This window comes from Microbispora triticiradicis (assembly GCF_005864065.1).
Classification (GTDB): domain Bacteria; phylum Actinomycetota; class Actinomycetes; order Streptosporangiales; family Streptosporangiaceae; genus Microbispora; species Microbispora triticiradicis.
The window spans coordinates 561223-579727 of sequence record NZ_VANP01000003.1 but is presented as its reverse complement, the minus strand read 5'-3'; the positions used below and the strand labels follow the sequence as shown (position 1 = coordinate 579727).

Genomic DNA, 18505 nt, shown 5'->3' with positions numbered 1-18505 from the left:
GACCGGGTGACGACAATTCGGAGGCGACCGCGTCCTCGGCGAGATGCGCGTGGGCACGCCCGTCAAGGGGGGCTCGTCCGTAAGCTGAAGGTGTGTCCCCTGAACTCGTCCTGCTCGACGGCGTCCGCTGGCGGGGTGCGCGCGTGGTCGGCTTCCGTGCGCAGACCCTGCTGGCCGTGCTCGCCACGCACGGGCGTGCGGGGGTTCGTGACGAGCGCCTGATCGAGGAGCTGTGGCCTGAGGAGGCGCCGGCCAATCCGGCGAAGGCGCTGCAGGTGGTCGTCTCGCGGACCAGGGCGGCGACCCACGCCGATGTCGTGGTCCGGATTCCGCGTGGTTACCGGCTCGGGCTCACGGCCGACCAGGTGGACGCGCTGCTGCTCGCCGCGCTGGTGGAGCAGGCACGCGCCGCGCTGGGCGAAGGCGACGTGGCGCTCGCGCGCAGCCGCGCCGAAGAGGCGATCGATCTCGGGAAGAGCGGATCGGACGGCGCGACGGGCCCGCTGGCCGAGCTCAGGGGCGCCGCGGCGGGGTGGGCGGCCGAGGCGCGACGGGTGGCGGCGATCGCGCGTGGCCGGAGCGGCGCACACGAGGGCGCGCTGCCGCTGCTGGAGGAGGCCGCCGCCGATCGGCCGCACGACGAGGAACTGCTCGCCTGCCTGCTGCGCAGTGAGGCCGCCGTACGGGGTGCCGCCGCCGCGCTGGAGCGCTATGAGCGGTATCGCGCGGCCGTGGTGGAGCGGCTCGGCGCGGAACCCGGGCCCGAGCTCACCCGCGTGTACGCCGAGCTCCTCGTCGCCGACCGGCCGGTGCGTGAGGGCATCCTGTTCGACGGCTCCTCGCTGCTCGGCCGCGACGGCGACATCCGCGCGGTGCACGCCCTGCTGCGGACCAACCGGGTGGTCTCCATCATCGGCCCTGGAGGGCTGGGCAAGACGCGGCTGGCCCACATCGTCGGCAGGAACGCCGCGCAGCCCGTCGCGCACTTCGTCGAGCTCGTCGGCGTCTCCTCGCCCGAAGGCGTGGTGGGCGAGGTCGGCTCGGCGCTCGGGGTCCGCGACTCGGTCAGCGGGCGTCGGGCCCTGACCGCCGAGCAGCGCTCCGACGTCCGCGCCCGCATCGCCCAGCATCTCGGCCAGGCCCCGGCGCTGCTCATCCTGGACAACTGCGAGCATGTGATCGAGGCCGTCGCCGACCTGGTGGGTTTCCTGACCGTGACGACCCGCGACCTGCGGGTGCTCACCACCTCGCGCGCCGCCCTGTCGATCCCGGCCGAACGCGTCTATCCGCTCGGCGCGCTACCGGCGCGCGACGCGGTCGAGTTGTTCCGCCAGCGCGCCACCGCCGCCCGCCCCGGCGTACGGATCGACGAAGGCGTGGCCGAGGAGATCGTCGCCCGCCTCGACGGGCTGCCGCTCGCGATCGAGCTCGCCGCGGCCAGGGTGCGGGTGATGTCGGTGGAGGAGATCGCGCGGCGGCTGGCGGACCGGTTCGCCCTGCTGCGCGGCGGTAACCGTACGGCCCCCGACCGGCACCAGACGCTGCTCGCGGTCATCGACTGGTCGTGGAACCTGCTGGACGAGCCGGAACGGCGGGCGCTGCGGTGGTTGTCGCTGTTCGGCGACGGCTTCACGCTGGCCACGGCCGAGCAGGTGCTCGGCCCGGACGCCCTGCACGTCCTGGCCGCGCTGACCGAGCAGTCGATGCTGAGCCTCTCCGAGACGACGTACGGTCTCCGTTACCGGATGCTGGAAACCGTCAGGGAGTTCGGGCGGATGCGGCTGAGGGAGGCCGGCGAGGAGACGGACGCCCAGGCGGCGCAACGGGCCTGGGCGACGGCGTACGCCGTCGAGAACGGCCGTGCGATGTTCACCTCGGCCCAGTTCGCGGCGGTCGACGCGATGCGGGCGGAGGAGGGCAACCTCGCCGATCTGCTCCGGCAGGCACTCGGCGAGGCCGATCCGGTCGCGACGGTCCAGTTGCTGGCCGGCCTCGGGGCGCTGTGGTCGATCCGCGGCGAGCACTCCCGGCTCCTCGTCCACCTGGACGCGATCTGTGAGGTGGTCACCGCCTGGACGCCGCCCCCGCACCTCGTCGAGGTGACCAGGGGCGCCATGCTGATCACACTCATGAACAGCATGGTCACCGATCGACGGGTGGACCCGGTACGTGACGTCATCCAGACGCTGCCCGTCGGCCCCACGACCGACCCCCGGCTGGCGGCGATGGCCACCGTGCTGTTCGCGTGTCATGCGGGCGACGGGGTCGAGATACACCGCCGGCTGATGGAGCTGCGCCGGAGCCGCGACCGGCACGTCGCCTCCATGGCGACGCAGATGAGCGTCTACATCCTGGAGAACGCGGGAGACGTGACCGGGGCGATCGAGGCCGCCGAGCAGACCCTGACGATGCTGCCCGTGGACGACGGGCCGTGGCTCGCCGCGATCCTGCACGCCGCGCTCGCCCACCTGGTGCTGCGGCGCGGCGATCACCGGGGGGCGGTCGAGCACGCGCGAACCGCCATTCCGGTGTTGCACCGACTCGCGGCGACCGAGGACGAGACCCAGCTCCGTACGGTGCTGCTGGCCTCCGCCCTCGCCGGTGGCGATCTCGGCACCGCCGAGGCCGAGCTCGCCGAGATCACCCGGATCAACGCCCGAGAGGCGGTGCTCGGAGTGTCGGCGATCGCCTCGATGTGCTCGGCCGAGCTCGCCCTCACCCGCGGCGAGACGGCCGCCGCTCTCGGGGAGTATCGCCTGGCCGTCGAGCGGGCGCGTGACCTGCGCCTGCCGAAGAGCAACCAGCCGGCGGAGACGCCGTGGGTGATCATCGCGGTGTCGGTCGCCCTCACGGCGTACGCGTACCACGCGTCGCCGGAGGACGCCGGGTACGGCGAGACGCTGTTCTCCATCGCCCAGGGCTACAACCCGCTGGCCCTGGCAGGGTCCTTCTCCGACACCTGGGGCCCTGCCCTGTGGAGCGTGGACGACCCCGCCTTCGACTACCCGCTGTGCGGCACGGTGCTCTTCGGGCTCGGCGCCTGGGGGCTGCTGCGGGGAGCGATGGCTCCCCATGAGGCGATCGGATTGCTGGTGCTGGCCGAGCGGTTCACGTACCACAACAGCATGCCCAGCATGGCCATCGAGCTGATAGAGCCGTACGCGGAGCGGGCCGCGCCCGGGACGATCGCCGCCGTCCGGGCCGAGTACGGCGATCGGCGCGGTGCGGACCTGCTCCCCGAGGCGCGGAGCCTCGTCGAGCAGGTCTTCGGCCGCGACGGACGAACGTCACATGTGCCGCTTGTAGCTGCGTACCGACAGCGGTGCGAAGATCGCGATGACGATGGCGCACGCGAGGAGCGTCCAGCCCACCTCTCCGCTGACGAGTGCGTGGTTGGCGAGGTCGCGGGTGGCCGTGACCAGGTGTGAGACCGGGTTGATCCGGACGAACGCGGCCAGCCAGCCGGGCAGGGTCTCGACCGGGACGAACGCGTTCGACAGGAACGTCAGCGGAAACAGGATCATCATCGAGATGCCCTGCACGGCCTGGGCGCTCCGGGCGATCGTGCCGACCCAGGTGAAGGCCCACGCCAGCGACCAGCCCGTGACGACCGCCAGCAGGATCGCGGCGAGCACCCCGGCCGGCCCGCCATCCGGGCGGTAGCCCATCACCAGGCCCATGGCGAAGGTCAGCGTGGCCGCGATCGTGTAGCGCAGCAGGTCGGCCACCATCGGGCCGGCGAGCGGCGCGATCCGGGCGATCGGCAGCGACTTGAACCGGTCGAAGACGCCCTTCTCCATGTCCTCGCGGAGCTGGGTGCCCGTGGCCATGCACGTCGTCAGCACCGTCTGGGCGACGATGCCGGGGATCATCAGGGGAAGGTAGCTCGCCACGTCGCCGGCGATGGCGCCGCCGAAGATGAAGGCGAACATGGCCGTGAACAGGAGCGGCTGCAGCGCCACGTCGAAGAACTGCTCCGGGTTGCGGCGCATCTTCTTGAGCGCCCGCCAGGCCATCATCAGGGTCTGGCTGAGCGTGTCGCCGATGGAGACACGCGGCCGGGCTGCCGCCACGCGCTCGGCGGCCCGGACCACCTCGCGGGAGGGTGCGATCACGGTGCTCATCGGTTCTCCTTCTTGCCGTTCTCGGCGTCCCCGTCCGTCCCGTGGCCGGTGAGGGCCAGGAACACCTCGTCCAGGCTGGGCTTGTCCACGCTCACCGAGGTGATCGACACCCCGGCGGAGCGCAGCGCGATCAGTACGTCCGCGGCGAGGTCGGCCTGGTCGAGGGCGACGTTGAGGCGGCCCTTCTCCGGGCTGAGGACCGGCTCGGATCCGAGGACGCGCCGTACGATCTCCACGGCGGCGGGCACCTCGCCCGGATCGGCGAGCAGCAACTGGAGGGTGGAGTCGCCGACGGCGGTCTTCAGCTCGTCGGGGGTGCCCTCGGCGACCTTGCGGCCGTGGTCGATGACGGCCACGCGGTCGGCGAGCTGGTCGGCCTCGTCCAGATACTGCGTGGTCAGCAGCACCGTGCAGCCGTCGGCGACCAGGCCGCGGATGGTGTCCCACATCTGGCCGCGCGTACGGGGATCGAGACCGGTGGTCGGCTCGTCGAGGAAGATCAGCGGTGGCCTGGTGATCAGGCTGGCCGCCAGGTCGAGACGCCGGCGCATGCCGCCGGAGAACTGTGAGATCGGTTTGTCGGCGGCGTCCTCCAGGCCGAACTGGCCGAGCAGCTCGGTGGAGATGCGTCGGGCACGGGGCGCGGCGACGCCCTGCAGGCGGCTGAAGAGCCAGAGGTTCTCGCGGGCGGTCAGGTTCTCGTCGACCGACGCGTACTGCCCGGTGACGCCGACCAGCTGCCGGATCACGTGCGGGTTGCCGGCCACGTCGACCCCGAAGATCTCGGCACGGCCCTCGTCGATCTTCAGGAGGGTGGCCAGCATGCGCAGCGTCGTGGTCTTCCCGGCGCCGTTCGGGCCGAGCACGCCGAAGATCTCACCCGAACGCACGTCCAGGTCGATGCCGTCGACGGCGCGGTGCTCGCCGAACGTCTTCACGAGCCCTCTCACCCGTACGGCCAGATCGGTGCCCCCGGCCGCGGACGGGCCGCCCCCGGAAGGTCGGAATTCTGTGATGCTCATGGCATCACTCTCGGCGGCCCGGGTTTCACGGCGCCTTCGACCAGGTTTCACCGGTTGCCGTGGCCCTCACCCCGCCGGGGGCACCGAAGGCGTACGGGTCAGGCGTTGACCTCCAGGGCCACGCGTACGGCCGACTCCAGGGCGCCCTCGATCCAGGAGTGCTTGAGCGAGGTGTGCTCCCCGGCGAAGTGCAGCGGGCCTTCGGGCACGGCGATGGCGGGGTGGATCTCGGTCATCTGGCCGGGGGTGAAGACCGCGGCCTCGCCGAAGGCGTAGCGGTTGCGCATCCAGCTCTGGGTCTGGCCGTGGCCGGTGTAGAACTCCGCGATCCGGTCGCCGTGCACCTCCTGCAGCCCGCGCAGCGCGTAGCCGTACCGCTCCTCGTCGTCCATGGAGTCCCAGCGGGTCGCGTCGTCGGCCCACGAGTAGCTGGCCAGCACGACCCCGCCCTCACTGCCGGGCACCGGATGCGAGGGGAAGTACATGAACCGGTTGGCGTTGTCGCAGACCGATCCGCCGCCCGTCACGTGGGTCACGGGCCCGGGGCGGTAACGGCCGCCGAGTTCGCGCTTCCAGTCCTCCTCGGTGAACTCCCACCACCGCCTGCCGAACTCCAGCAGCACCTTCGTCGCGGAGTCGTAGTGCAACTCCATGATCGAGCGGCGCTTGGCGTACGACAGAGCCGGCGCGATCTCGACGTGGCGCAGCGCGGAGAACGGCACGGTGATGATCGCGACGTCGCCCTCGAACGTCTCGTGCCGCCCCTGCCGGGTGAACTCGTCCTCGGTGCTGCCCGCCTCGCTGACGGTCGAGATCCGCACGCCCCGGCCGGAGGTGTCGATGCGCATGGCCCTGCGGTCCATGCGGATCTCGTCGCGCAGCCCGGGCTCCAGCGCGTACGGCAGCGATCCGCTGCCGCCGGCCATCTCCCAGTAGGTCACGCCGGGGTTGACGAGGCTGCGGGTGAGGAACGTGTGCATGAACGACAGCGGCAGGCGGGAGGTCAGGTTCTCCAGCGTGCCGATGGCGTCGATCGCCTCGTCGCTCAGCTTCGCGTGCTCCTTCAGGTAGGCGTACATCGAGTAGCCGTCGAAGTCGTGCAGCAGCCGGGCCCAGCCGTCGACCAGCTCCGGCAGCGGTTTGTCGACCCGGTCGCCGCCCCGGACAACGGAGAAGTAGTCCCTCGCCGGGTCGAGCGCCTCGTCGAGGATCCGGGCCGCGGTCCGGCTGTCCTTGAGCCCGAACGTGGCGTTGATCCTGCGCGGGTCCGCGGCGTACTCGTCCCGGCGCTGGGTGACGCCGTTCACGTGGACGAACGTGTGGTTCATCCGCGGCGGAGCGGTGAAGTCGCCCTTCGGCGGGGCGGATCGCCACACCTGTCCCTGCCGCGAGGTGTAGACGACCGGCGGCACCGGTCCCCTGGGGGGGACGCCGGGCGTCACGTCGACGTTGTAGAAGGGGCGGCGGGTGATCCCCAGCTTGTCGATCAGCGCCAGCGTCAGCGGATGGAAGTCGGGGATGCGCATCGCCCCCGCCTCGGCGTACTGGCGCCGGTCGCGGAACCCCGTGCGGAAGGTCTTGATCCGGCCGCCGATGCGGTTCCCGTTGGCCTCGATGACGGTGACCCGGTGCCCCGCCTGCTTGAGCAGCCTGGCGGCCACGAGCCCGGAGATGCCGGCCCCCACGATCAGCACCCTCTTGGACGTACGGGCCCGGGGGAGACCCTTGTCGATGAGCACCTGAAGGTACCGGTGCTTGAGGTCGGTGCCGTTCTCCTCCACGAGCAGGAGATCGCGCGCCACCCGAAGACAGGTCTGCCGGCGCTCTCCCGCGTACGGCGCCCGCGCCGCCGATGCGGGGGCGGCCGTGCCCAGGGACGGACTGACGACGGACGTCACCGCGCCCAGCCCGGCCAGCTTGGCGAATCCTCGCCGGTCGATTGTGACCACGAACTCCTCCTCCACGTGATGGTTGCGGAGAGTGAGTTTCGAAGTGGTGGCCGTGCGGCGGCGCGCGACGCGCCGCGAAAAGGTAACTGGTGCCCCAGGAAATGGTCAGGCGCGGGTCAAGGGCGGCCCCTCGTCGAGCAGCCGTTCCCAGAAGATCTCGTCTCGCCACGCGCCGTCGACGAGGATGTGCGCGTGGGCGATACCCCAGGGCCGGAAGCCGTTGGCGCGCAGCACGTGCTGAGAGGCGAGGTTCTCCAGTCGCGTGTGCGCCTCCGCGCGGCGCAGCCCGAGGTCCCGGCGCATCACCGCGAGGGTCTGGCCCACCGCTCGGGTCGCATGCCCTTGGCCCTGGCTGGCCGTCGCGACCCAGTAGCCGAGGAAGCCCTTGCCGAAGGGGCCGCGCAGGATCGTGCTCACGGTCACCTGGCCGATCACCTCGCCTTCGGCCACGATGACGGCGGGCCACCGGTCGCCCTGGCGATGGTCGGCGAGCAGTCCTTCGATGCGGGCCCGCTGCCCGGCCGTCGTGTAGAACTCGTCGGGCTGCGCGGGCTCCCACTGCGCGTACGCCCGCCTGTCGCGGGCCCGATGCGCGGCGATGATCTCGGCGTCGTCCACCCGGACGAGCCGGATCGAGGTGGTCTGATCCGCCATGCGGTCTCCTTCTCCGAATCGCGACGTTCTCCGCTTCCGCCGGCGGCGCGGATTCCGCCGAGTACGGGACCGCATTGACAGGGGGAGAACGGGCCGGTTCTAATGATCGGCGTGCCGCGTGGCGCCGATCAAATGGACGCTGCCCCAGGGAGGCAGCGGTAGGCCGATCGGCAGCCGGGCCGCACCTTCGTGAAGGGACCTCCGCCGTGAGTACACACTCCGCATCTCCCGCCTGACGCCGCGCTCCGTGCTCGCACGTCGCGGCTGAGCCGCCGCGCCCGTGTACGCCACGGGCGAGCGCACTCCCACGCCGTCGCCGGCCACGTCCGCTCGTCCGCCGTCGTTCGTCGGCCTGCCGTTCGTGAGCCGCCGTTCGTGAGCCGTCGTTCCTCACGGTGAGCGCCGTGCCGTCGATCCGGTCCTTTCCGGTCCTCTGACGTCCGGGAGTCTCCGCCTGCCGGCCTTTCCGCGCGCGGACGCGCCCCGAGCGGCATGCCGGCACGCGCCGTCACCGCGCCCGTCTTCGTGTTCATTCTTTCGATCTCTTGGAGTTCATTCAGTGCCCGAATCGTTCAACCAGTCCGTCATCGACGAGTTCCGCGCCAACGGCGGCAGGGTCGGCGGCCCTTTCGAGGGCGGCGACCTGCTCCTGCTGACCACCGTCGGCGCGAAGTCGGGAAAGGAGCACACCGTTCCGCTCGGTTACGTCCGCGACGGCGACCTGTTGCTGGTCGTGGCGTCCGCGGGTGGCGCGCCACGCCACCCCGCCTGGTATCACAACCTGCTCGCGCGTCCGGCCGTACGGGTCGAGGTGGGAGAGGAGGTCTTCGACGCGATCGCGGTGCCGGCCGAGGGCGCGGCGCGCGAGCGGTTGTTCGAGCACGTCGTGCGGGTGGCCCCGGGATACGGCGACTACCAGGCGCGTACGGCCCGCACCCTGCCGGTCGTCGTGCTGGAGCGCCCGGAGGCGCCCGCCGAGGTGCCCGAGGACGTCACCACCATGGCGGGCAAGCTGCTGGAGATCCACGCCTGGCTGCGCGCCCAGCTCCGGCACGTGCGGGAGGAGGCCGAGGCCCACTTCACCGCGCAGGCACACAGCCGGCCGGAGCGGGGCGACCTCGGGCTCGGGTTGCGGCTCAGGCAGCACTGCCTGGCGTTCTGCCAGGGGCTGGCGCTCCATCATCGGGGTGAGGACGCCGCGGTCTTTCCCACGCTCGCGGACCGGCATCCCCACCTGCGCGACGCCCTCGACCGTCTCGGCGAGCAGCACCAGGTGATCGCACGCGTCCAGGGGGAGCTGGTCGCCCTGCTGGACGGGATCGGCACGGCCGAACCCCGGCGGTTCATGGCGGAACTCGACCGCATGTCGGAGGAACTGCGCGCGCACCTGGACGACGAGGAGCGGTCGCTCCTCCCGGTCCTGGCGCTGATCCCGTTTCCGCCGGTGCCCGACGCGCCGCCGTTCCGTGCGCCGGCCACGCCGGAGGACTGACGGTCGCGCCGCACGACCGGCGGTTGCGCCGCTCCTCCCGCGCTCGGGGACCGTACGGTTCCCGAGCGCGGGTCCCCTGGCGTCGCTCCGTGCGGCAGCATGACGGAGGTGGAAGGGAAAGGATCACCGCTGTGGCGTGACCGGAACTTCATGGTCTTCTGGGGATCGCAGACGCTGTCGGTGGCGGGGGACTCGTTCGCCCTGATCGCCGTCCCGCTGCTCGTGCTGCACGTGACCGGGTCGGTGGCGCGGATGGGGCTGCTGACCGGCCTAGCGAGCGCGGCGTCGGTGGCGGCGGGGGTCTTCGCCGGGATCCTCGCCGACCGGCTGGACCGCAGGCGGCTGCTGATCTGGTGCGACCTCGCCAGGATGGCGTTGTACGGGATCGTGCCCGTCGCCTGGGCGTTCGGGCCGAAGATCTGGCTGCTCTACGTGGTGCTGCCGGCCGCCGAGGCGATCGGCATGGTCTTCCAGGTCACGTACGTCACGGTGGTGCGCAACCTGGTCGAGCCGAGCCGGATCACCGAGGCGAACGGGCGGCTCGGCGCCACCTCCGCCGCGGCGGGGATCGGCGGGCCGCTGCTGGCCGGGGTGGTCGCGGGCTGGGCCGGGCCGACGGCCGCGATCGCGGTCAACGCGGCCAGTTTCGGGATCTCCGCGCTCGGCATCCTGCTGATCAGGTTCGGGCGTCGGCCGTCACCGTCCTCGCCGGAGGCGTCGGGGGCAGGGGAGGCCGGCGAGGACCGGGAGCGCCAGGAGGCCCGGGGGCACTGGCGGGAGTTGCTCGCCGGGGCCCGTTTCCTGTGGCGGCAGCCGGTGCTGCGCGCCCTGACCGTGCTGCTGTCGTTCTTCATCTTCCTGACCCTCGGGCTGACCGACGTGCTGATCTACCACCTCAAGCACGACCTCGGCCGGCCGGACGGGGCCGTCGGAGCCGTGCTCGCGGTCGCCGCGCTCGGCACCGTCGCCGGATCGCTCCTCGTCGGCCCCGTACGCCGCAGGCTGGGGTTCGGCGCGTCCTGGATCGGGGCGATCGCGGTCGCCGGGCTCGCCATCGTGGGGCTCGGCGCGTCGGGCGGTGTCGTGGGGGCCGCGGTGGCGGCCGCGGTCTACCTCGGCTGTGTCAGCGTGGCCGGGATCGCCTCGATGTCGCTGCGTCAGCAGGTCACCCCCGATCACCTGCTCGGCAGGGTCACCTCCGCCTTCTGGACCATCCACTTCTCGCTCGGGCCGGCGGGGGCGGCCGTGCTGACCTGGGGCGCGCAGCGCCACGGGGTGGCGGTGGTCTGCCTGCTGGCGGGGGCGGCCTGCCTGCTGATCGCGCTCGCCGCGTTCTTCACCCCGATCCGGCAGCCGAACCCCGAGCTGTCCGGCGCCGCGGGCTGACGCTCACCCCTCTCAGCCCCCGGCGCCGGAAGAGGTGCCGGAAGGGGCGCCGAACGCGGCGGTCAGGGCCGCGCGCAGGGCGTCACGCTCCTTCTCGCCAAGCCGGGGCGAGTCGGAGGCCCAGGCCACGTAGCAGTCGGGCCGCACGAGCAGCACGGCAGGGGCGTCCCGGTCCGCCTTGCCGGTGACGAGGTCGACGCGGTCGCGCCACCCCTCCAGCGCTCCGTCCAGCGCGGCGGCCGGCGCCGCGTCCGGCGTCAGGTTCAGGAGCAGCGGGCGGGCCGCCCTGGTCAGCTCGGCCAGCCGTACCGGGCCGGTCTCCGTCTCCAGCGTGAGGTCGGGGGCGGGCCGGCCGGCGAGAGGGTGGTCCCCACCGAGGTCGTACCTGATGTCGGCGCCGGACATCATGTCGGCGATGTGCTTGATGGTGCGCTCGTCCCGCAGCAACTCGGTGAACAGCACGCGCAGCGCGGTGACCTCCGGCCCGGGCGCGATCAGCGCCGACTGGGCCTGCGTGTGCATGACGACGCGCTCGGCGGCCGGCCGCCGCTCGGTCTCGTACGTGTCGAGCAGGCCGGGCGGCGCCCACCCGCGGATCTCGGCGGCCAGTTTCCAGCCCAGGTTGATCACGTCCTGGAGACCCAGATTGAGGCCGGGGCCGCCGATCGCGCTGTGCACGTGGGCGGCGTCGCCGGCCAGCAGCACGCGGCGGTCCCGAAACCGCTCCGCCAGGCGGGTGTTGCCGCCGCTCAGGCGGCGCAGCAGGTGCGGGCCGGCCCCCTCGGGCGGGCCGAACGGCAGGTCGGCGCCGAGCACCCGGCGTACGCTCTCCCGCAGTTCGTCGAGCGTCGGCGGCCGGTCGCCGCCGCCGTCCCGGTTCCACTCCGTGGTGTTCACGAGCGTTCCGGTGGGGAACGGCGCGTACACGAACAGGCCGTGATCGGTGCGGTGGTGCATGAACGGGGGGATCAGCCCGTAACCGGGTACGTTCAACCCGCCGGTGGCCGCGTCGACCAGCTCCGCGGGCACGGTGACGTGCGCGCCGATGGAGACCGAGCCGTCCCTGGTCACTCCGGGAAAGCCGATGCCGCACAGCTTGCGGACGCGGCTGTGTCCGCCGTCCGCGCCGACGAGGAACCGGGTACGCAGCGTGTAGGGGCCCTCGGGTCCGGCGATCTCCACGGTGACCCCGTCCTCGTCCTGGGCGAGCCCCGTCAGCTCGTGGCCGCGGAGGATCTCCACGCCGAGTTCCCGGGCGCGCTCCTCCAGGACCTGCTCCACCCGGCGCTGCGGCACCGCCAGCCCGTACATCGGGTTGTCGTCGAGCCTGCTCAGCTCCAGGGGTAGCGCGCCGAAGACGAAGGCCGGGCTCGGCCGGGGCGGCTCGGCGCCGCCGCTGAGGCGCTCGTACAGGCCGCGCCGGTCGAGGGCCCGCACGACCTGGCCGACCAGCCCGTTGGCCCGGTTCTCCTTGGTGTTGTCCGGCAGGCGCTCCAGCACGATCGGCCGTACGCCGCCCAGGCTCAGCTCGCAGGCGAGCATCAGCCCGTTCGGTCCGGCTCCGGCGATCAGGACGTCGACGGTCATGGTGGTCCTCCTGGTTTTCCGGGCATGACGAAGTTTTCGTGCATGGCGAAATTTCTGGGCATGGCGACGATTTCGGGCATGGCGCATCGAGCGGGCGGCGCCGGTGGACGACGGTGCCCGCGGATCAGGGGACGGGGAACGGCCGGGCGGCGTGCCGGAGACACGGCACGTCACTCACCTGGGGTACGGCCGTTCCGGCGCTCCTGGAACAGGATCGGTGAGATCCGGCGGCCTGCGGATCTCCGGTGACGACTACGACGATCGGGGTTCGGGCAGGCCGGCGGCGAGCAGGCCGAGCGCGTTCTCGACGAGTGGTCTGACAGGTACGGGCGGGTCGGCCCGCAACCACTGGTCCATCGCCACCCTGATCGCGGCCCCCGCCGCGCCCGCCACCAGGCGTGGGTAGAGGTCATGGGCGATGTCGGTGCCGGTCCGCTCGGCGATCGCGGCGGCCAGTTCCTCCTCGGCGACGGCACTGGCCTTGAGCATCTCGCCCTGCAGCGAGGGTTCGCCGATCATGAGTCGGATGCCGGCCTGCCACTGCTGGTCCGGCCGCCGGTCGTCGTAGTCCGCACCCATCGCGAGCTGGGTGATCACGGCGCTCGTGATGGCCTCCCACAGGGGCTCCGACACCGGACGGCGGCGCAGCTCCTGCGCGATCAGGCGGGCGCGGTCGAGGTGCCTGGCGGCGATCGCCTCGCCCTTGCTGGAGAAGTAGTTGTTGAAGGTCCGCGGCGCCACCCCCGCGGCCGCCGCGATGTCCTCCACCCGAACGTTCTCCAGCCCGCGCTCCGCGACAAGCTTGATCGCCGCCCAGCTCAGCGCGATGCGCGTCTCCTGCTTCTTGCGCTCGCGCAGCCCCGGCCGCCCCTCATCCCCGCTCACACGGACCACCATACAACTACTTGCGCGCTACGCAAAGATGCGTAGCGCGCAATTTTGCGGAATCTGCAATTAGGTGAGCGTCGCGGGGGTGTCAGTCGCGGGCGCCGGCCAGTCGGACGAACTCCTCCAGGGAGAACCGGCCGTCGGCGTCCACGTCGGCGTCCCGGTCCAGCGCGGCGATCGCCTCCGGCGGCAGGCCGGGGAAGTAGGAGAGCAGCTCCGCCTCGGTGATGAAGCCGTCGCCGTCGCGGTCGATCGCGTCGAATTCACGCTTCAGGGTCTCGAACCGCTCGTGGCTGAGCTCGTGAGTCACAGTGACCTGCCTTTGCCGTCAGTTGGCTGGAACTCCAGACAACCTATGCCGTGGCCTGCCAAAGATCGACGGCCGGTTCCCCTGCCGGGCCCGGTGACGCCGTCCCGGAGAGGCGTGACGCGCCGGGCGAGCGGCGCAGGCGCTGTTCGCGAGGGTCAGGGGCACATAATGAAAGGCGATGGACACGGAGAGTGATCGGCGCGTCGGCCGGAGGGCCCGCGGGATGATCGACGTCAGCGTCGTCGTCCCGGCGTACAACTGCCGGGCGTCCCTCGACCGCTGCCTCACCTCGCTGCTGGTCCAGCGGGTCGCGAAGGAGATCGTCGTCGTGGACGGCGGTTCCCGCGACGGGACCCGCGAGCTGCTCGACCTCTACGCCGCCTGTCACCCGCGAGTGATCACCGTGATCCACGACCGGCACCCCTGCACTCCGGGCGCCGCCCGCAACAGAGGGCTCGCCCGTGCGGCCGGGCGGTACGTCTTCTTCTGCGACGCCGGGGACCGTCTCGCGCCGGACGCGCTGACGCCGCTGGTCGCCGCGGCCGACCGGAACGGCTCGGACGTCGTCGTCGGAAGGGTCTCCGGCGCTCGCGACGGGCTGCGGGACAGCGCCGACCGGGCCTCCTTAGCCGCGGTCTACGACGACCTGACGTGTTTCAAGCTCTTCCGCCGGGCCTTCCTGGAACGGCACGCCCTCCGCTTCGACGAGACGCAGCGGACCGGCGAGGACATGGCATTCACCGTGCACGCCTACTGTCACGCCCGGGTCGTCTCCGTGGTGGCGGACCACGACTGCTACCACGCCGAGGCCACCGGAGCGGAGGGCGCGGGAACCGGAGGCGCCGAGGCGGGGTGCGTGGCCGACCCCCTGACCCGGCTGCGCCTGGTCCGCACGCCCATCGAGGTGATGGCGCGGCACGTGCCGCCGGGCGCGCTGCGCGACCGGCTGCTCCTGCGGCATCTGCGCCGTGACGTGCTGGCCCGGCTGGGAGCGCCGTTCCTGGACGACGACGAGGCGGACCGCGAGAAGATCGCCGTCGAGGTGGCCGACATCTGCGGCCAGTGGCTGACGCCTGGTGTGCGGGCCGCCCTCGACGACATGGACGTCGCCAGGCTCGCCGCGCTCGACGACACCGCCCGTCTCGTACGGCTCGCGCGGGTCGAGGCCGCGCCGCTGCGCCACCGCCTGACCGGCGTCTCCTGGCAGGGAGATCATCTGGTGGTCGGCGGACATGCCTGCCTGGCCGGACCACCCGCCGCCACCGCCGCCGCCACCGCACCGGACGAGGGCGGGGTGGTGGGGCTGGTGCTGCGTGAGCGCCTCTCCCGGGAGGAGCGGGCGCTTCCCGCGCTCCACGCCACCGGCTTCTTCACCGTCCTGATCGACGTGGCCGCGTTGCCGCCGGGCGTGTGGGACGTCCACGTGTTCGTCGAGTGCGAGGGCGTGCGCAGGCCGGCCCGGTTCGGCTCCAGCCGCGACCCGGGGGCCGGCGTCCCGGGCCCCCGTCTGGTGAACGGCGTCGCCGTGGTGCCCTTCCTCACCCGGTCGCACGGCCACCTGTCGATCGACGCCGGAGGGCACGCGGCCGGCGTCCCGGCCGCCGCACGGCTGACCCGGGCCCGCAGGCGGGCCCGGCGGCTGCTGGTCGAGGGGCACGTGCGGGTCGGCGAGGAGCCCGCCGCCCCGGCCGTACGGCACCTGGTGTGGCGTGAGCGGGGGCCGGGACGGGAGTACCGGCAGCGAGCGGTGGCCGTCTCGCCAGAGGGGTTCGCGGCCGAGACGGACGTTCCGCCGCCCGGCACCTGGGACGCCTACCTCGAACTCGACCTCGGTGGGCCGCCGGTGCGCCTCCCGGTCAAGGTGGAGGCCGCGATGGACGCTCCCGCCCGGACGATGCGGTGGTGGCGTGGCCCCCTGCGGTGGACGGCCAGGCCGTACGCGACGGCGGTCAACCGGCGGCTCAGCCTGTCGGTACGCGTGGACACCCCGCTGACCCTGGTCAAGCGGGTGATCCGGGCCGTGAGCCGGCGCTAATTGCGAATTAGTTGCAACTACAACCCCGTGCTCTAAAGTGGGATTGAGAACTGCCCGTTTCAGAGGGGTTTGATCGTGCACGTACCCGATGGGTTTTTCGACGTACCCGTGTCCGTCGGCGCCGGCGTCTTCGCGGCGGCCGGCGTGGCCGTGTGCCTGCGGGGCGCCCGCCGGGAGCTCGACGACCGCACCGCTCCCATGGCGGGCCTGGTGGCCGCGTTCGTCTTCGCGGCGCAGATGCTCAACTTCCCCGTCGCCGCGGGCACCAGTGGTCACCTGCTCGGCGGGGCGCTGGCCGCGATACTCGTCGGGCCGTACACCGCCGTGCTGTGCGTCGCGGTCGTGCTGCTCGTCCAGGGGTTCTTCTTCGCCGACGGCGGGCTGACCGCCCTCGGGGTCAACATCACACTCATGGCGATCGTCACCTCGGTCGTCGGGTGGGCGGTGTTCCGGCTGGTCACCCGGACCGGCCCGCACCGGCGCGGCACGCTGGTGGCCGCGTCGTTCCTCGCCGCGCTGGTCTCGGTGCCCGCCGCGGCGCTCGTCTTCACGGTCCTGTTCTGGCTCGGCGGCACCGCGCCGATCGACCTGGGCGCGGTGGCCGCCGCGATGGGCGGCGTCCACGTGCTCATCGGGCTGGGGGAGGGCCTCATCACCGCGCTCACCGTGAGCAGCGTGCTGGCCGTACGGCCCGACCTCGTCTACGGCGCGCGCGGGACGGCCGGGCCGCTGGTGCTGCGTACGGCCGAGGGGGAGGTCGAGGTCGGCGGGCGGCCCGCCGAGAAGCCCTCGACGGGGATCGGGCTGCGTCCGGTCCTGGCGGGTGGCGCGATCGTGGCCGTGCTGCTGGCCGGCGTCGTGTCGTTCTACGCCTCCAGCGCCCCCGACGGGCTGGAGAAGGTGGCGTCCGACAAGGGGCTGAGTGCGCAGGAGAAGCCGCACGCGGCGGAGGACGCCCCGCTGGCCGGATACTCCGTGAGGGGCCTGAGCGACCAGCGGCTCTCCGGCGGCCTGGCCGGGGTCGCGGGCGTCGCGCTGACCGTGGCGGCCGGAGGCGGGGTCTTCTACGCCGTCCGGCGACGCAGGCGCCCGACCGGCGGGGTGTCGCCCGCGGGCGCTCTGGCGAAGTGACGGGCGCCGGATGAGCGCCGGGCACCATCATCCGATCTACCGGCCCGCCGACACGCCCGTCCACCGGCTGCCGCCCCAGTGCAAGCTGGTGGCGGTCGTCGCGTTCGCGGTGTGCGTGGTCGCCACGCCGCGCGAGCGTTTCTGGGCGTTCGCCGTCCACGCGCTGCTGCTGGCCGCGGTCGCGGTGGTCGCGCGGGTGCCCGCGGGGGCGATCGCGCGGCGGATGGTGATCGAGGTGCCGTTCGTGCTGTTCGCCCTGGCGATCCCGGTGATCGGCACCGGTGAGCGGGTCCAGGTGCTCGGGGTGTCGCTCAGCCTCCCCGGCCTTTGGGCCGCCTGGAACATCCTGGCCAAGGCGACGCTGGGCGTGGTCGCCTCGATCCTGCTCGCGGCCACGACCGAGCCCCGGATGACGCTGCTCGGCGCCGAGCGGCTGCGGCTGCCCCGGCTGCTCGTGCAGATCGCGACGTTCATGCTGCGCTACCTCGACGTGATCCTCGACCAGATGCGGCGCATGCGGGTCGCCCGCGAGTCGCGCGGATTCGTCGCCCGGGACCTGCGGCAGGCCCCGGTGCTGGCGAAGTCGGCCGGCGCCCTGTTCATCCGGGCGTACGAGCGGGGGGAGCGGGTCCACCTCGCGATGCTGAGCCGGGGCTACACCGGCGAGATGCCGACGATTAGGGATATATCGGCGTCTGGGCGAGACTGGGGGACGGCGGCTATCCTTCCCTGCCTCGCCGCGGCGACGGCCCTACTGGCGTGGAGCACCACATGACCTCCGGCAGCCCCTCGCTCGTGGTGAGCAGGCTCGCGTACGCCTATCCCGACGGGACGCAGGCGCTGTACGGCGTGGACCTGACGATCCGGCGGGGGGAGCGGGTGGCCCTCCTCGGCCCGAACGGCGCGGGCAAGACCACGCTGGTCATGCACCTCAACGGCATCCTCACCGCCGGGCACGGCACGGTGGAGGTGGGCGGCCTTCCGGTGCGGGCCGACACGCTGCGGGAGATCCGTCGCCGCGTCGGGCTGGTGTTCCAGGATCCCGACGACCAGCTCTTCATGCCGACCGTCCGCGAGGACGTCGCGTTCGGGCCGGCCAACCTCGGCCTGCGCGGCGCGGAACTCGACCGCCGCGTCCGTGACGCCCTGGAGCGGGTCGGCATGCTCGACGCCCTCGACCGGCCGCCGCACCACCTGTCCTTCGGCCAGCGGCGCAGGGTGGCCGTGGCGACCGTGCTGGCGATGGAGCCGGAGATCCTCGTGCTCGACGAGCCCTCCTCCAACCTCGACCCCGCCTCGCGCCGCGAGCTCGCCGAGATCCTCAGAAGCCTGGACGTGACCGTGCTGATGGTCACCCACGACCTGCCGTACGCGCTGGAGCTGTGCGAGCGGTCGCTCGTCATGTCCGATGGGGTGATCGCCGCGGACGGGCCGACACACACGCTCCTCGCCGACGGGCGGCTGCTCGCCGACCATCGGCTCGAACTGCCGTACGGCTTCGCCGTGCCCGCTCACCCCGGGTGATGGATAAGTAAAGTGGGCGCAGCGGAGGAGGTCACACGTTGAAGCTGCGGCTCGCGCGCCAATCACTGTCCAACGCCGTCGTGGTGGCCGTAGAGGGTGAGCTCGACCTGTTCACGGCGCCGTTCCTGCGCGACGAGGTGCGTGACGCCATAACGAACGACAACCCGACCCTCGTGCTCGACCTCGGCGAGCTGTCGTTCATGGACTCCAGCGGCCTGAGCGTGCTGATCGAGGCCTGGCGGCTGGCCACGAGCGAGGGCGGCGGGGTGAGCCTCGCCTCCCCGCAGCCGCCGGTCGCCCGCATCCTGCGCACGACCGGGCTGGACCGGCGGATCAAGGTCTATCCGGACGTCGATACCGCGATTTTGCGCCACCCCGAGTAGAACTTCATTCGGTTATCGCG

General features: G+C 72.4%; 14 protein-coding genes and 1 pseudogene. 8 read left to right on the top strand and 7 right to left on the bottom strand.

Annotated features, from left to right (window positions below):
* Positions 1–92: 92 nt before the first annotated feature.
* A pseudogene (locus FED44_RS37220) lies at positions 93–1190 on the top strand (BTAD domain-containing putative transcriptional regulator); the annotation flags it as partial.
* A gap of 2097 nt (positions 1191–3287) precedes the next feature.
* On the opposite strand, the gene FED44_RS10705 reads toward FED44_RS37220, so the two are convergent.
* From FED44_RS10705 to FED44_RS10690, 4 genes are all read right to left on the bottom strand, one after another.
* Positions 3288–4124 (bottom strand): ABC transporter permease, encoded by an 837-nt coding sequence (locus FED44_RS10705; protein ID WP_111699967.1) that lies wholly within the window; start codon positions 4122–4124, stop codon positions 3288–3290.
* The gene (locus FED44_RS10700; RefSeq protein ID WP_111699966.1) at positions 4121–5146 is read right to left on the bottom strand and encodes an ATP-binding cassette domain-containing protein; all 1026 of its coding nucleotides are present in this window, start codon (positions 5144–5146) and stop codon (positions 4121–4123) included. Before FED44_RS10700 ends, FED44_RS10705 begins: the two co-directional genes overlap by 4 nt.
* 98 nt (positions 5147–5244) lie before the next feature.
* Complete coding sequence (locus FED44_RS10695) at positions 5245–7095, bottom strand: flavin monoamine oxidase family protein (protein WP_187405995.1); 1851 nt, start codon at positions 7093–7095, stop codon at positions 5245–5247.
* A gap of 105 nt (positions 7096–7200) precedes the next feature.
* Positions 7201–7749, bottom strand: coding sequence for a GNAT family N-acetyltransferase (locus FED44_RS10690; protein WP_138460530.1), 549 nt, complete (start codon positions 7747–7749; stop codon positions 7201–7203).
* Positions 7750–8308: 559 nt separating this feature from the next.
* Here FED44_RS10690 and FED44_RS10685 point away from each other — a divergent pair.
* On the top strand, positions 8309–9241 hold the full coding sequence (locus FED44_RS10685) for a nitroreductase/quinone reductase family protein (protein WP_138460529.1): 933 nt from the start codon (positions 8309–8311) through the stop codon (positions 9239–9241).
* 108 nt (positions 9242–9349) lie between these two features.
* Positions 9350–10627, top strand: coding sequence for an MFS transporter (locus tag FED44_RS10680; RefSeq protein WP_208758905.1), 1278 nt, complete (start codon positions 9350–9352; stop codon positions 10625–10627).
* Between the two features lie 12 nt (positions 10628–10639).
* Here FED44_RS10680 and FED44_RS10675 read toward each other — a convergent pair whose 3' ends face one another.
* The 3 genes from FED44_RS10675 to FED44_RS10665 form a co-directional block, all read right to left on the bottom strand.
* Complete coding sequence (locus tag FED44_RS10675; RefSeq protein WP_138460527.1) at positions 10640–12214, bottom strand: FAD-dependent monooxygenase; 1575 nt, start codon at positions 12212–12214, stop codon at positions 10640–10642.
* A gap of 252 nt (positions 12215–12466) precedes the next feature.
* Positions 12467–13099, bottom strand: coding sequence for an acyl-CoA-like ligand-binding transcription factor (locus FED44_RS10670; protein WP_244301827.1), 633 nt, complete (start codon positions 13097–13099; stop codon positions 12467–12469).
* Positions 13100–13190: 91 nt separating this feature from the next.
* Positions 13191–13412: an EF-hand domain-containing protein gene (locus FED44_RS10665; protein WP_111699959.1), complete on the bottom strand. Its 222-nt coding sequence runs from the start codon at positions 13410–13412 to the stop codon at positions 13191–13193.
* Between the two features lie 178 nt (positions 13413–13590).
* Between FED44_RS10665 and FED44_RS10660 the strand changes: the two genes are divergently transcribed.
* The 5 genes from FED44_RS10660 (at position 13591) to FED44_RS10640 (ending at position 18485) form a co-directional block, all read left to right on the top strand.
* On the top strand, positions 13591–15447 hold the full coding sequence (locus FED44_RS10660) for a glycosyltransferase family 2 protein (protein ID WP_138460525.1): 1857 nt from the start codon (positions 13591–13593) through the stop codon (positions 15445–15447).
* 108 nt (positions 15448–15555) lie between these two features.
* On the top strand, positions 15556–16578 hold the full coding sequence (locus FED44_RS10655; protein WP_244301826.1) for an energy-coupling factor ABC transporter permease: 1023 nt from the start codon (positions 15556–15558) through the stop codon (positions 16576–16578).
* A 10-nt stretch (positions 16579–16588) separates the two neighbouring features.
* The gene (cbiQ, locus tag FED44_RS10650) at positions 16589–17353 is read left to right on the top strand and encodes a cobalt ECF transporter T component CbiQ (protein WP_111699957.1); all 765 of its coding nucleotides are present in this window, start codon (positions 16589–16591) and stop codon (positions 17351–17353) included.
* A complete protein-coding gene (locus FED44_RS10645; RefSeq protein WP_111699956.1) occupies positions 17350–18102 on the top strand; it encodes an energy-coupling factor ABC transporter ATP-binding protein in 753 nt (250 codons plus the stop codon). Before cbiQ ends, FED44_RS10645 begins: the two co-directional genes overlap by 4 nt.
* Before the next feature lie 38 nt (positions 18103–18140).
* Positions 18141–18485 (top strand): STAS domain-containing protein, encoded by a 345-nt coding sequence (locus FED44_RS10640; RefSeq protein ID WP_111699955.1) that lies wholly within the window; start codon positions 18141–18143, stop codon positions 18483–18485.
* The last annotated feature ends 20 nt before the right edge of the window (positions 18486–18505 follow it).